Source organism: Thermodesulfobacteriota bacterium (assembly GCA_040758155.1).
In the GTDB taxonomy this organism is placed as follows: Bacteria; Desulfobacterota; Deferrimicrobia; order Deferrimicrobiales; family Deferrimicrobiaceae; genus UBA2219.
On sequence record JBFLWB010000115.1, the window covers coordinates 1 to 14,027 of the forward strand.

Sequence of the window (14,027 nt, forward strand, 5' to 3'; positions counted from 1 at the left end):
TCGCGGCTCCGCCAGGAGTTCTACGGTCTGGAGCCCGACGAACCGCTCTTCCTCGAGCGGCTTCACAAGGAATGCCTGCACGAGCTGGGGCACACGTACGGGCTGATCCACTGTCCGCATCCGGAATGCGTCATGCGCCTTTCCAACACGGTGCACGACGTCGACATGAAGGGCAGGACGATGTGCAGGACGTGCGGCGATTTCCTGCAGGCCAGAATCAACGGAGGATGACGCAGACATGGAACAGAAAGTCAGCATCCTGGTGGTCGATGACGAGGAGATCGTCCGGGAGTCGTTGTCGAGCTGGCTCCAGGAGGACGGCTACGAAGTCGTGACCGCGGAAAACGGGGCGCGCGCCCTCGAGCGCCTTCCCGAACGGGACTGGACGCTCCTGCTGGTCGACCTGAAGATGCCGGGGATGGACGGGCTCCAGCTGATGGAGGAAGCGCGCAGGCTCCGGCCGGGCATCGTCGTCCTGATCATGACCGCTTTCGCCACCGTGGACACCGCCGTCAACGCGATGAAGCAGGGAGCCTACGACTATCTCGTGAAGCCGTTCAACCCGGAGGACCTGTCGCTGTCGATCCGGAAGATCGTCGAGCACCGGAAACTGGTGCAGGAGAACGAGTTCCTGCGCAAGGAGCTGAAGAAGCAGTACCGCCTCCACGACATGATCAGCAAGAATGACGAGATGCTCGGGATCTTCGAAATGGTGCGGACGGTCGCCAGGAGCAGCTCCACCGTCCTCATCCAGGGGGAGAGCGGAACGGGGAAGGAGCTCCTCGCCCGGGCCATCCACGAGGAAAGCGACCGGAAGTCCGCGCCGTTCATCTCCGTCTCCTGCGCCGCGCTGACCGAGACGCTGCTGGAGAGCGAGCTGTTCGGATACGAGAAGGGGGCCTTCACGGGCGCCGACTCCCTCAAGCGGGGGAAGCTGGAGATCGCGAAGAACGGGACGCTGTTCCTCGACGAGATCGGCGACATCAGCCTGAAACTGCAGCAGGACCTCCTGAGGGTCCTCGAGCAGAAGGAATTCACCCGCGTGGGGGGATCCCAGGTCATCGCCATCGAATCGCGGATCATCGCCGCCACGAACCGGGACCTGCGGAAGGCCATCGAGGAAGGGAAGTTCCGCGACGACCTGTACTACCGCCTGAACGTGATCTCCTTCCGGATCCCGCCGCTCCGGGAGCGGAAGGAGGACATCCCCCTCCTCGTCGGGAGCTTCATCGAGAAGTTCAACATCGAGATGGGGAAGGAGATGGAGGGGGTCACGGAGCCGGCGATGCGGAAACTCATGGATCACCCCTGGCCGGGGAACGCCCGGGAGCTCCGCAACGTCATCGAAAGGGCGATGGTCGTCTCCCGGGGGAGGGCGATCGGAGAAGCCGACCTCGACCTGCCGTCGGAGGCGCGGGCGGCGGTTACGGGGCGGTCGCTCGAGGAGATCGAGGTGGAGCATATCCGCCAGGTGCTCCAGAGCAACAACTGGAACATCCAGCGCTCCGCGCAGATCCTCGGGATCGACCGGGCAACCCTCTACAACAAGATCCGCAAGCACAATCTGAAGGGAGACAGGCCGGTGTGAGGTCGTTGGGTGTGGAATTGCACGAATGACTGTTGATAATTTACACACCAGCAACATTTTATAATTTAAACAGTTTTCCCGTGATCTTCATTTGAATGTAGAAATACGCTACACATCCCGGATTTCGGTGCACGCTTCTTCCCGCGCACTGCCTGCTGTAATACTCATATAAATCAATATCTTATGAAATGCGACCCGGCCGTGTCGGATCCCGGCACGGCCGTTGCTGTATTTCAAGACAAGAATACGGACGAAAGGCGGTGATCGCAATGTTCTACGCCATGATCGCGCTGATCCTCATCGGGTACGGGCTGAAGCTGGCGCTGGGCGCCGGCAGGGGCGCATGGCACAGGGCTTGACCGGGTAACGAGCGCAGGGGAGGAAGCGATGAGCGAGGGAAAGTGTCCATTCCTGGAAGTCAAGACGGTCACCTTCTGCAAGGCGTTCCCGGTGAAGATGATCCCGCTGGACCGCGCCCTGTCGTCGAAGGGGGTATGCAACACCTGCAGCTACACGGATTGCTCCCTGTACCAGGAAAGGAGCCGGCCGAAGGTGGCGGTCGAGCAGGTAAGGGGCTTCCGTTACCGCTCCGACTACCATATCCACCCGAAACATATCTGGGTCTTTCCCTCCGGGGAGACCCACCACCGCGTGAGGGTCGGGATCGACGATTTCGCGCAGAAGCTGATCGGGAAGATCGACCGGGTCTCCCTGCCGTCGGAAGGATCGGTCGTCAAGGAGAACGCCGTCACCTTCCTGATCCACTCCGGCGCGCGGACGGTCCGCATGGTGTCTCCTTCCAACGGGATCGTGGCGGAAGTGAATCCCCGCCTCGCATCCGACCCGTCCCTGATCAACCGGGACCCGTTCCAGGAGGGGTGGGTCTACTCGATGGAAGCGCAGGCCGACGCATTGAAGGGGCTGTTCCACGGGAACAGCATCCAGCAGTGGCTCTCCTGGGAGGTCGAGCGGCTCCAACGCTCCTTCGCGACGGAGCTGGGGATGACCGCCACCGACGGGGGCGACGCCCTGGCCGACATCGGCGGGAAGCTGACGGACACGCAGTGGGAAAGGATCGCGAACCTGTTCATCGGCTGAGGCCGCGGCAAGAACGACTCCGCGGGGAAGCCGCGGAAAGGAGGACAAGATGGTGGTGCTGCTTACGGTGACGACGCTGGTCATCCTCGCGGGAGCCGGGATCTGGCTGCTGTCCCGGGAAAAGAGGCTGGCCAAGGCATTGGCGGCGGACGAATCGACCGGCGGGATCTGGTTCCACCCCGGGCACACGTGGGCCGCGTTCCAGCCGGCGGGGGTCGCAAAGATCGGGATCGACCGGTTCCTCCGGGGGATCCTCGGGCGTGTGGACGACGTGATCCTGCCCTCCGAGGGAAGGTCCGTGAAGCAGGGAGATCCGCTTCTCACCCTGGCCCACGGCGGCCGCCAGGTCCACCTGGCGTCCCCCCTGGACGGCGTGGTCTGCGGCGTGAATCTCCGGCGGGCGAACGACGGGGAATTCTCCTACAAGGACGATTACCTCGTGGTGATCCGCCCGACCCGCATCCGGGCCAACATGGCGCGGATGAAGGAGTACCGGGAGGAAGAGGGCTGGTTCCGCGCGGAGATGGCGAAGTTCAAGGACTTCATCACCTTCCGGATGGGGACGCTGCAGGAAGTGGGCGCGACCCTTGCCGACGGAGGTACGCACACGGACGGGGTCGTCGGAAAGATGGACGAGGCGACCTTCAAGGCATTCACGGAGACGTTTCTCCGTTAATCATCAAACCCGCTGGGGGGGACTCATGAATCCGTCTCGAAGGCAATTCCTGAAGTGGGCCGGGTTGGCGAGCGGCGGCCTCTGCGCCGCGAAGGCGGCCGCATCCACGCAGTTGGCGGCGCCGGGGGGCAAGCAGGCGCAGGCGCCGACCGAGTTCTACGGACTGTTGCTGGACACGACGAAGTGCATCGGCTGCCGCGCGTGCGAGGAGGCGTGCAACCAGCAGAACAAGCTGCCGGAGCCGAAGGAATCCTTCTCGACCGAAGGCGTGTTCGAGAGGAAGCGCGACACCACGCCGGAAGCGTTCCTCGTCATCAACCGGTTCGAGGACGAGAAGACCAAGGACAAGCCGATCTTCGTCCGGAAGCAGTGCATGCACTGCACGCAGCCTTCCTGCGCTTCCGCGTGCCTCTGCAAGGCGATGGTGAAAACGCCGGAAGGGCCGACCGTCTACCACAAGGACCGCTGCATGGGATGCCGGTACTGCATGATTTCCTGTCCCTTCGACATCCCCCGGTTCGACTACAACGACCCGACTCCGTACGTGATGAAATGCATCGGATGCCCGGATCTCGTGGCGAAGGGCGAGCCGACCGCGTGCGCCCAGGCATGCCCCGAGGGAGCCACGCTGTTCGGCAAGCGGAGGGACCTGATCGAGGAGGCGAAGCGAAGGATCTACCAGAACCCCGACCGTTATTATCCCCATATCTACGGGGAGCACGAGGTCGGCGGTACGGGCTACATGTACCTGTCCGCCGTCCCCATGGAGAAATTCGGCTACCGGAACGACCTGGGAACGAGGCCGTACCCCGAACTGACCTCGGGGTTCCTGTCGTCCGTCCCCCTGGTGGACATCCTCTGGCCGGCGGTGCTGTTCGGATTCAATTACCTCGTCACCGGGAAAGAGGAAGGTCACGGGAAGGAGGACGGACATGGGAACTGAATCGAAAACGGCGGTCGTCGGAAGCGGAGGGAGCGCGCCCGACACCGGGACGCTGAAGGGGTGCTTCAAGTTCTTCCTGGCGGAATTGAAGCCCAAGGGGCCGGTGATCACGCCGTTCAACGTCATCACCGGCATCATCATCGTCGTCGGGCTCGCCCTCATCGTCCTCCGGTTCTGGAAAGGGCTGGGCGCGATCACGAACCTCAGCCAGGAATATCCCTGGGGCATCTGGATCGGGTTCGACGTCGTGACCGGAGTGGCCTTCGCGGGCGGGGCGTACGTGCTGTGCTTCGCCGTGCACATCCTGAAGGTCGAGAAGTACGAGCCCATCGTGCGGGCGACCGTGCTGAACGGGTTCCTCGCGTACGTCTTCTACAGCGGGGCGCTGCTGCTCGACCTGGGGCGCCCGTGGAACGTGGTCAATCCCATCATCGGCAACGGCTACGGGTACGGATCGGTGCTCTTCCTCGTCGCCTGGCACTTCCTCCTGTATACGATCTGCCTGTTCCTGGAGACCGCGCCCGCGGTGGCGGAATGGCTGAACTGGCCCCGGGTCCGCCGGATCCTCATGATTTCGAACGCCGCCGTGGTGATCCTGGGCGTCACGCTGTCGACGCTGCACCAGGCCGGCCTGGGCGCGCTGTTCCTCTCGGCCCCCTCCAAGATCCATCCGCTCTGGTATTCCAGCAACATCCCGGTCCTGTTCTTCGTCTCGAGCATGTTCGCCGGGTTCTCCATGATCATCATCGAAAGCCGGTTCACCCATAAGATCTTCTCGAGCCGCGTGGAGCCCGGGCACGAGGCGGCTTACGACAACATCATCCTCGGCCTCGGGAAAGGTTCCGCCAGTGTGATGGCCGCGTACCTGTTCCTCAAGGGGATCGACCTGATCCACGGGCACCAGTGGGGGATGCTGTTCTCCGGAATGGGCCTCTGGTACCTGTTCGAGGTCGTGGGCTGCACCGCGGTTCCGATGGTCCTCTACGTCGTGGCGGTCAGGAACCGGAACGTGAAGCTCGTCCAGGCGACCGCCTTCCTGACGGCGCTCGGCGTGATCCTGAACCGGTTGAACATCTCGGTGATCGCCTTCAAGTGGTACGAGGCGGTGCGGTATTACCCCTCCTGGCAGGAAGTGTGGGTGACGCTGGCGGTCATCAGCATGGAGCTCTGGGTGTTCCGGTGGGTCATCAACCGGATGCCGATCCTCGGCGAGCACCCCGAATACAGGACGGCGCGGCACGAAAATAAAGCGGAGGTGGCGAGATGGACGGTTTCAGCTTCTTAGATATCTACGCGACCAAGGGGATCGAGTACCTGGTCGCCGCGGTATTCTTCATCGGGTTCCTCGTGCTCCAGTACCGCGTGATGCGGCCCGCTCCAGGGAAGCCGGAAACGCTGCCGGCAGGGCAGGGGGGCCACCTGGGCACGTTCCGCGTGCCGGACGGCTACAGCTTCCACCAGGGGCACGGCTGGATGAAGGCGGAAGGGGCGCCGGGCGGGAAGAGCGGCCTGGTCCGGGTCGGGATGACAGACTTCGCGCAGAAGCTCGTGGGGACGGTGGACGCCGTCGAACTGCCGCCCGTCGGCTCCCGCGTCGAGCAGGGGAAGACGGCGTGGAGCCTCAAGATCGATGCCGCCGCCGTTCCGATGCTGTCGCCCGTGAGCGGCGTGGTCACGGCGGTGAACGACAAGGTCCTCCGCTCCCCGGAGATCCTGAAACGGGACCCGTACGCGGAAGGGTGGCTGTTCCGGGTGGAGTCCGATCGGCTCTCCTGCGACGGCAGGCATCTCCTGTCGGGGAAGGTCGCGAGGAGCTGGATGGAAGACTCCCTGAGGAACCTCTTCCCGGCGGAGGACGCCGCGCTGGGCCCGGTCATGCAGGACGGCGGCCTTCCCGTCGACGGGTTCGCGAAGGCCCTGGGAGGGGAGCGGTGGCGGGGGCTCGCCATGACGCACCTGCGCGTCGACGGAGAGGAGTTCCCCCGCTGACGGATCCCCGTGCCGGCGCCGGAGCGGTCTTCCGGCGCCGGCGCGGGGGAAGGGTGCGGATGGAAAGCGGAGGTGATCGGGATGGGCGGTTTCACCTTCGTCGACATCTACGCGACCAAGGGGATCGAGTATCTGATCGCCGCGGTCTTTTTCGTCGGATTCCTCGTCTTGCAGTACTTCCTGATGCGTCCCCCTCCGCGGAAGACGGAAACCCTGCCGCAGGGTCAGGGACGCCACCTCGGCACGTTCCGCGTGCCGGACGGCTACAGCTTCCATCAGGGGCACGGCTGGATGAAGGCGGAAGGGGCGCCGGGCGGGAAGAGCGGCCCGGTCCGCGTCGGGATGACCGACTTCGCGCAGAAGCTCGTGGGGACGGTGGACGCCGTCGAGCTGCCGCCCGTCGGCTCCCGCGTCGAGCAGGGGAAGGCGGGGTGGAGCCTCAAGGTCGATGCCGCCGTCGTCCCGATGCTGTCGCCCGTGAGCGGCGTGGTCACGGCGGTGAACGACAAGGTCCTCCGCTCCCCGGAGATCCTGAAACGGGACCCGTACGCGGAAGGGTGGCTGTTCCGGGTGGAGTCCGACCGCCTCTCCTGCGACGGCAGGCATCTCCTGTCGGGGAAGGTCGCGGTGTCCTGGATGGAAGACTCCCTGAGGAAGCTGTTCCCGGCGGAGGACGCCGCGCTGGGCCCCGTCATGCAGGACGGCGGCCTTCCCGTCGACGGGTTCGCGAAGGCCCTGGGAGGGAAACGGTGGCGGGAACTCGCCATGACGCACCTGCGGGTCGACGATGAGGATCTTGCCTGATGCGGTTATACTGTGATCCATGGGTGGCGCTCTGGTATGGGCCGCGGCCGCGCTGGCGTTGTCCTCGCTCGGAATGGCGGCCACGGGGGTCCGTTCCTCCCTCCTGATCCTGGGGGAGGAGGGGCTTTCGGAAGCGGCGGAACGGGGAAACGAAACCGCGGCGGAGATCCTCGAAAAGACGAGGGACCCCTCGCTGCGGTTCCCGTTTTCCCTGTGGGCGGCCGCCGCGCTACTGAAGATCGCCTCCGCCGTTGCGGCGGGATACGCCGCCGCAGCAGCGTGGATCGGCGCGGGAGGGCTCCGCGGCCTGGGGCTCGCGGCGGCCTGGACGGCGTCTTACCTGCTGTTCGTCTTCCTCATGGAGAACATCGCGACCCGGCGGGGACTCGTCCATCCGGAGGCCGTCCTGCGGGGAGGGGCGGCGACGCTGCGCATCCTGCGGCTCTCGGCGCTTCCCGCCGCGGCCGTCGAGGGGGCGGGCCGGTTCTTCTTTCCCGGGAAGTTCTCCCCCGAGGCGCTGATGGATATCCGCTTCGGGTCCGAGGAGGGGATCCTGACCGTCATCGAGGAGGGAGCGGAGCACGGAACGATCGGTCCCACCGAGGAGAGAATGATCGAGGGAATCCTCCGGTTCGGCGACCGGACCGTGTCGGAGGAGATGACGCCGCGGTCCCGGGTCGTGTTCCTGCGACAGGGCGCCCCACTTTCCGAAGTGCGGCGGATCGTGGGGGAAACCTCGTTCTCCCGCTATCCGGTCCTTGCCGTGAACGGGGAGGAGGTGGTCGGGGTCCTTCCGGCGCGCTCGCTCTTCCTGGCGGGAGAGGATCTTCCCTGGGAACGCCTCCTCGAAAAGCCGGTCTACGTTCCGGAGTCGATGAACATGGGGGGGCTGTTCCGCCGGTTCGAGCGCGCGCCCTCCCACATGGCCATCGTGATCGACGAGCACGGAATGCTTTGCGGCGTCATCACCGTGGACGACCTGCTGGAGAAGATCCTCGGGAACATCGCGGGAGGGGAGCCTCCCGCCGAGGTCCCCGTGCGGGAGAAGGACGGGGCGCTGACCGTGCCGGCCTCGATCCCGGTCCGGGAGCTCCGGGACGATTACGGGATCGATATTCCCTTGAGCCCCGTTTACGAGACGGCCGGCGGGTTCGCGCTGGACTGCCTCCAGGACATCCCCGAAGGAAGGGTCACTTTCCGGGCCCACGGGTACCGGATCACGGTGATCGAGACCGAGGGGCACAGCATCCGCAGGCTCCGCTTCGAGAAGGTCCCTTCTACCGGAAAGTGACGATCTCCTCCGGGGGCTTGCGCGGCGGCTTTTTCGGGGCGGAATCCGTTTTCCCCAGCGCGATGACGGCGACCAGCTCCTCCGGGTGCCGGACGAGGAGCGTGGATTCGAGCTCCGCCTTGGCGATCAGGGGACCGGTCATCCAGCAGGCGCCGTACCCCAGCGCGTGGGCGGCCAGGAGGAACTGCGCGATCCCGGCGGAGATCCCCTGCAGCCCCGGGTTCACCTGGAAGCGGCGGCTCTTGTACCGCTCGGGGTCCTTCTCGCGGACCGCCTTGTCCGTGGACGACTCGAAGGGCATCCCCACGACGCAGACGGCGGCCGGGGCGTATGCGAACAGGTTGTGGCTGGAGGGTTTCCCCTGCGGGGTTTCCTTTCCCGTCATCCGCTCGAGGATCTCGTCCACGATGCCTTTCATGCGGGCGAGCGTCTCCTTGTCGTGCACGACGATGAACCGGAAGTTCTGGGCGTTCCCGGCCGTGGGCGCCCAGGAAGCGGCTTCCACCATCCGGAGGATCTGTTCCCGCGGCACGGCTTCCTTGCGGAACTTGCGGATGCTCTGACGCTCTTTCATCGCCGTGAAGACATCCATCCCGTTTCCTCCTTGAAATCCCGTTAAGTTGTCTTACCCGGGGTCAGTGGCCGAACAGAAGGAACTCCGCGGCGCGCTCCTTCTCCCGGACGTGGGAGAGGAGCCGCTCCCGCGGGATCCCGCCGCCGGACGCGGCTGCCCGGACGGTCTCCGCGGAGTCCTTCCCTCCCGTGACGACGAGAAGGGAGGTCGCCGGCATCTCCGCCACGGCCCCGGAGATCCTCGATACGATCTCGGTCCCCGTTTTCGTCAGCTTCCCGCCGCGCTCGCCGATGAGGAGCTTTTCGGGCACGACGATCCGCAGCGACGTCCCGACGGGGATGACGCCGATCTGCGGGGAGACCTCCGCCAGGCCGGCGGAAAGCCGCCGAAGCTTCTCGTCCATCCGCAGCGACGGGTCCCGCGTCTCCTCCCGGATCCGCTCGATGCGGCCGGAGAGGATCGCGCTCCGGTTTTCGAGCTCCGCGATCTCCCGCTCCTTTTCGGCGCCCGCGCGCCGCGCCTCCGCGAGCTCCCGGTCGCAGCCCTCGGCCCGCGCGGTCAGCTCCTGCACCTTGCGTCCCGTCGCCTTTTCGCCTTCGAGCAGTTCGTCGATGAGACGCTCCCGTCCGACCCGGTTCTCTCCCAGCCGCTTCAGCGATTCATCCCTCTCCTTCACCTGCCCCGCCAGCGCCGCCTCGGCTTCCTTCCCCGCGGCCACCCGCTTCGACAGCTCCGAGTTTTCCTCCGCAAGTTTCGCCTTCTCGCGGTTCAGGGAGGCGAGGGCGTTCCTCAAGGAGTCCGTTTCCTTCGATTTCACCTCGTAAGCCGACCTTGTTACGATGCATCCCGATCCGGAAAGGAGCAGGACGACGGCGGGGACCGCGAACAGGAACCTGCGCATCGGGGGGCGACGCTCCGTGTATGGTAATTTCATAAAGGATAATAGGATTTTACTTTCCATCCCCTTTTTAATAAAGTTGAAAAAAATTCCGGCCCTCGAGGATGCGCATCGGTGTCCCAGAGCACCCCCGATCTCCTGGACAGGTTGGCGAGGCTCGGCTATGTGACTCCCGGCGACATGAAGGAGATCCGGGAATCCGCCTCCGTGCGCGGGATCCCTCTTCTCGAGGCCGCGGTGCTGGGAAACCGGCTTCACCAGGACGCCCGGGGGTGGATCCTCGCCGAGACGATCGGGATCCCCTTCCTGGAGATCGAGCCCGATTCGGTGCCGGTGGAGCTCGCTGAGGCGCTCCCGGAGACGATGGCCCGGGAAAACCTGATCGCTCCCATCTCCCGGGAAGGCGGCCGGCTGACGGTCGCGACGGCGGACCCGTTCTGCCACACGGCGTTTTCCTCCATCGAGGAGATGAGCGGGATGCCGGTGCGGATCGTGATCTGCCCCCGGCGCACGATCGGCAGGATCATCTCCCGGCTCTACCCGGAGCCGGAGAGCCTTCTGCCCGCGGAGATCACGGGCGGGGCGATCACGCGGGAGGAGGCCGAGGACTGGCTGTCCGTCGGCGGCGTCCGCCACGTGGTCGAGCGGATGCTGCTGCACTGCGCGAGCCGGGAGATTTCCGGCATGAGGATGTATCCGGCCGGAAAGGACCTGGTCATCGAGGGGCGCGGAGGGAGCGAGGGGAAGCCCGTCCTGCTGCTCTCGTGCCCGCTGCGGCGCAGGGGGATCCTCCAGGAGGCGTTCCTCGAGCTCTCGTCCGCGGCGGTGTCGCCGTCCGGCCTTTCCGAGAAGGTCTTCCACATCGAATCGTCCTCCGGCGTCACGGCCTGCCAGGCGAGCTTCGTCCGGGGGCTTTCCGGACCCGAAGTGATCGTGAAGATCGTCCCCGACCTGCGGACCGGCCTTTCCCTCGATTCCATCGGGCTGAACGCCGCGCAGTACGAGATCACGCAGAAGGTGCTGGGGAGGGGGGACGGCCTGTTCCTGGTTTCCTCCCCCGGTCCCGAAGGGGGGGCCACCACGCTGTACGCCATGCTGCGGCAGGCGAACCGCCCGGGGAGGCGCGTGGTCACGGTGGAGGAGCGGCACCGGTTCCGCAACGAGGGATACATCCAGCTTCTGCGGAGCCAGATGGAGGAGGGATACTCCCGGAGCTGGCCGCGGCTCGCGGAGTCGCTCGAGCCCGACATTCTGATGATCGAGAACATCTCCGAGCCGGACGATCTCGCCGCGCTGGTCCACCTCGCGGAATCGGGGATGGTCGTCCTGTGCGGCATCCGCAGGCACAATTTCGACCGGACCCTCCGGACGCTGCTGACGCTCGACGTCGATCCGTTCACCCTGGCGCACGTGGTGCGGCTTGCGATGCACCAGCGGCTGGTGAAGCTGCTCTGCATGGATTGCCGGCGCGCGGTGCCGGCGAAGCCGTCCCTGAGGATGGTGGGCGAACGCTACCGGGAGGAGTTGGAGCGGGTCGTGACGGACTTCTCCTTCTACCTCCCGGCGGGGTGCCCGAAATGCGGCGGGACCGGCTATTCCGGGAAAATGGCGCTCATCGAGCTCCTGCCGTTCACGCCGGGGGTGGAGAACATCGTCGCATCGGACATGGACCTCGAGGAAAAACTCGGCGCGCTCGTCAAGGAAGATTTTTACCCGGCGGTCGAATCCGTCCACGATCTGCTCCGCCGGGGGATGGTAACATACGATGACGTTTTGCCGTTCTTCCGCTGAGAACGCGTCCGCGAGGGGAACCCATTGAAGGAAACCACGCTGAACAGGATGTTCCTGAACCGGATCGCCGAGGGCGGCGACGCGGTGAGGTACATGGTACCGGAAAGGGGCGTGTATACGCCCGTGACGTACCGGCAGGCGGGCGACGCGGCGCGGGAGATCTGCCTCGGGCTGATGGCCGCGGGGCTGTCGCGCGGCGACCGCGTGGCGATCCTTTCGGGCACCCGCCTGGAATGGTGCCTGGCCGACATCGGCGCGATCCTGGGCGGCTTCATCCCCGTGCCGATCTACCCGTCGAGCCTTCCCGACCAGGTGGAGTACATCCTGGCGCACTGCCGCGCCAGCGCCGTCGTCGTCGAGGACGAGCCGCAGTTCAACAAGGTCGCCTGGTGCGCCGGCCGGCTCCCGGGGCTCGCCGCCGTCGTGACGATGACCGGGGATCCCGCGGGGAAGGACCGGACCGTCTCTCTGGAAGAGCTGAAAAGGCGGGGGCGGGAATACGGCGCGGCGAATCCCGGCGCCCTGGAGCGGCGGACGGAGGAGATCCGGCCCGAGGACGACCTGACGATCATCTACACCTCGGGGACGACCGGCCCGCCGAAAGGGGTGCTGACGAGCCACGGCAACTACGCGTTCAACGTGACATCCACGCTGGAGGCGATCGACATCCCGCGGGGATCGATGTTCCTCCAGTTCCTCCCGCTGGCGCACTCCCTCGGGCGGATCGAGCATTTCATCACCTGGGACGCGATGACGGTCACGGCGTTCGCGCGCGGGCTCCAGACGGTGGCCGAGGACCTGGCCGTCGTGCGCCCCGAGATCATGGTCAGCGTCCCGCGGCTGTACGAGAAGTTCTACGCCCGCGTCCTTGCGAAGGTCGAGGAGGACGGGGGGCTGAAGAAGGCCATCTTCCGGTGGGCGCTCGGGGTGGGGCGCGAGGTGTCCCGCCGCAAGCAGCGGGGGGAGGCGATCCCCGGGTTCCTTGCGTGGAAGAACTCGATCGCGGACCGGCTGGTCTTCGGGAAGATCCGGGAGCGGATGGGCGGCCGGCTGCGCTTCTTCGTCTCCGGCGGCGCGCCGCTCGCCCAGGAGATCGCCGAGTTCCTCCACGCGCTCGGGGTGCTCATCATCGAGGGGTACGGCCTCACGGAGACCTCGACGATCGCGTCGTGCAACCGGCTGGACAACTACAAGTTCGGGACCGTCGGGATCCCGCTTCCCGGCACGGAGGTCCGCATCGCGCCCGACGGCGAGATCCTCATCCGGGGCCGGCACATCTTCAAGGAGTACTACAACGACCCCTCCGCCACGAAGGAGGCGATCGATCCGGAAGGATGGCTCCATTCCGGCGACATCGGGGTCCTCGACGGAGACGGATTCCTCAGGATCACCGACCGGAAAAAGGACATCATCGTGACGTCCGGCGGAAAGAACATCGCCCCGCAGAATGTCGAGAACCTTTTGAAGAACGACCCGTTCATCAGCCAGGCGTTCGTGTACGGGGACCGGAAGAAGTATCTCACGGCGCTGATCACCCTGTCTCCCGACGAGCTCCTGGCATGGGCCGGGAAGCACGGAATCCGGGAGCGGGAGATCCAGGCGCTGGCGAAGCTCCCGGAGGTCGAGAAGCTGATCCGGGAACGGGTCGACGGGATCAACCGGGGGCTGGCGTCGTTCGAGCAGGTGAAGCGGTTCGTGCTGCTGGGCAACGACTTTTCCCAGGAGACGGGGGAGCTGACGCCGACCCTCAAGATCCGGAGGAAAGTGGTGGTCGGAAAGTACGGGCACCTGCTCGACGCGCTCTACGAAAAGGACTGAAGGGGAACCTTTGCCGGTCTCGATCTACGAAATCAACGCGATGCGGGCGGAGGAGCGGACCGCCCTGCTGGCGACGCTCGTGCCGCCGCGGCTGCTGGAGAAGTTCGCCATCGACCCCTGCACGTTCCGGAACCCGCAGGGCAGGGAATGCCTGAAGATCACCTGCCCGGAGAAGATGCCCTTCTTCCAGATCGACCTCCGGCGCGACCCGTCCGACCCGGACGCCGCGTACTTCCTCGACGTCTCGAATTCCCCCTTCGGGCAGATGGAGATCTCCTTCATCATCGTGAACGACCCCGATGGGGAGCGGTTCACGGTCGACCGGGACGAGAACGGCCTCGAGACGTACTTCGGGACCGCGCGGCGGAACCTTCCCGAGGAGATCCGGGCGATGGAGGCCGGCCTTTGCCCCGGGCAGGTGCGGCGCGGCATGAGGATCCGGAGCGACATGGTATCGGCGTGGGACGTCTTCTTCGAGCGCGTGGGCCACAAGTTCTACTTCCTCGAGCCGCTGTCGTACAACAGCGCGATCCTGTACGAGCGCTCCGGCTTCCAGT

General features: G+C 65.6%; 14 protein-coding genes. 12 read left to right on the forward strand and 2 right to left on the reverse strand.

Features of this window, described 5'->3' with window-relative positions; all coding sequences use genetic code 11:
• From AB1346_07405 to AB1346_07445, 9 genes are all read left to right on the forward strand, one after another.
• Positions 1–231 (forward strand): archemetzincin (locus AB1346_07405; GenBank protein ID MEW6720259.1); only part of this gene is annotated, 231 nt, incomplete at its 5' end.
• 7 nt (positions 232–238) lie between these two features.
• Positions 239–1,588, forward strand: a complete 1,350-nt coding sequence (locus AB1346_07410) for a sigma-54 dependent transcriptional regulator (protein MEW6720260.1) — start codon at positions 239–241, stop codon at positions 1,586–1,588.
• A gap of 387 nt (positions 1,589–1,975) precedes the next feature.
• Entirely contained in the window at positions 1,976–2,686 is a 711-nt protein-coding gene (locus AB1346_07415) for a glycine cleavage system protein H (GenBank protein ID MEW6720261.1), read from the forward strand.
• 49 nt (positions 2,687–2,735) lie between these two features.
• Positions 2,736–3,362, forward strand: coding sequence for a hypothetical protein (locus tag AB1346_07420; GenBank protein ID MEW6720262.1), 627 nt, complete (start codon positions 2,736–2,738; stop codon positions 3,360–3,362).
• A 25-nt stretch (positions 3,363–3,387) separates the two neighbouring features.
• Positions 3,388–4,305, forward strand: coding sequence for a 4Fe-4S dicluster domain-containing protein (locus AB1346_07425; GenBank protein MEW6720263.1), 918 nt, complete (start codon positions 3,388–3,390; stop codon positions 4,303–4,305).
• Positions 4,295–5,590 (forward strand): NrfD/PsrC family molybdoenzyme membrane anchor subunit, encoded by a 1,296-nt coding sequence (gene nrfD, locus AB1346_07430; protein ID MEW6720264.1) that lies wholly within the window; start codon positions 4,295–4,297, stop codon positions 5,588–5,590. Before AB1346_07425 ends, nrfD begins: the two co-directional genes overlap by 11 nt.
• Positions 5,569–6,294 (forward strand): glycine cleavage system protein H, encoded by a 726-nt coding sequence (locus AB1346_07435; protein MEW6720265.1) that lies wholly within the window; start codon positions 5,569–5,571, stop codon positions 6,292–6,294. Before nrfD ends, AB1346_07435 begins: the two co-directional genes overlap by 22 nt.
• A gap of 9 nt (positions 6,295–6,303) precedes the next feature.
• A complete protein-coding gene (locus AB1346_07440; GenBank protein MEW6720266.1) occupies positions 6,304–7,098 on the forward strand; it encodes a glycine cleavage system protein H in 795 nt (264 codons plus the stop codon).
• Positions 7,099–7,117: 19 nt separating this feature from the next.
• Entirely contained in the window at positions 7,118–8,389 is a 1,272-nt protein-coding gene (locus AB1346_07445) for a CBS domain-containing protein (protein MEW6720267.1), read from the forward strand.
• Here the strand turns inward: AB1346_07445 and AB1346_07450 are convergent.
• Positions 8,376–8,981 (reverse strand): nitroreductase family protein, encoded by a 606-nt coding sequence (locus tag AB1346_07450; protein MEW6720268.1) that lies wholly within the window; start codon positions 8,979–8,981, stop codon positions 8,376–8,378. The genes AB1346_07445 and AB1346_07450 overlap by 14 nt on opposite strands.
• Positions 8,982–9,024: 43 nt before the next feature.
• Positions 9,025–9,864: a hypothetical protein gene (locus tag AB1346_07455; GenBank protein MEW6720269.1), complete on the reverse strand. Its 840-nt coding sequence runs from the start codon at positions 9,862–9,864 to the stop codon at positions 9,025–9,027.
• A gap of 111 nt (positions 9,865–9,975) precedes the next feature.
• Between AB1346_07455 and AB1346_07460 the strand changes: the two genes are divergently transcribed.
• The 3 genes from AB1346_07460 to AB1346_07470 form a co-directional block, all read left to right on the forward strand.
• On the forward strand, positions 9,976–11,652 hold the full coding sequence (locus AB1346_07460) for an ATPase, T2SS/T4P/T4SS family (protein MEW6720270.1): 1,677 nt from the start codon (positions 9,976–9,978) through the stop codon (positions 11,650–11,652).
• 24 nt (positions 11,653–11,676) lie between these two features.
• Positions 11,677–13,470: a long-chain fatty acid--CoA ligase gene (locus AB1346_07465; GenBank protein ID MEW6720271.1), complete on the forward strand. Its 1,794-nt coding sequence runs from the start codon at positions 11,677–11,679 to the stop codon at positions 13,468–13,470.
• 10 nt (positions 13,471–13,480) lie between these two features.
• Positions 13,481–14,027: hypothetical protein (locus AB1346_07470; GenBank protein MEW6720272.1), on the forward strand; the 547-nt coding region annotated here is incomplete at its 3' end.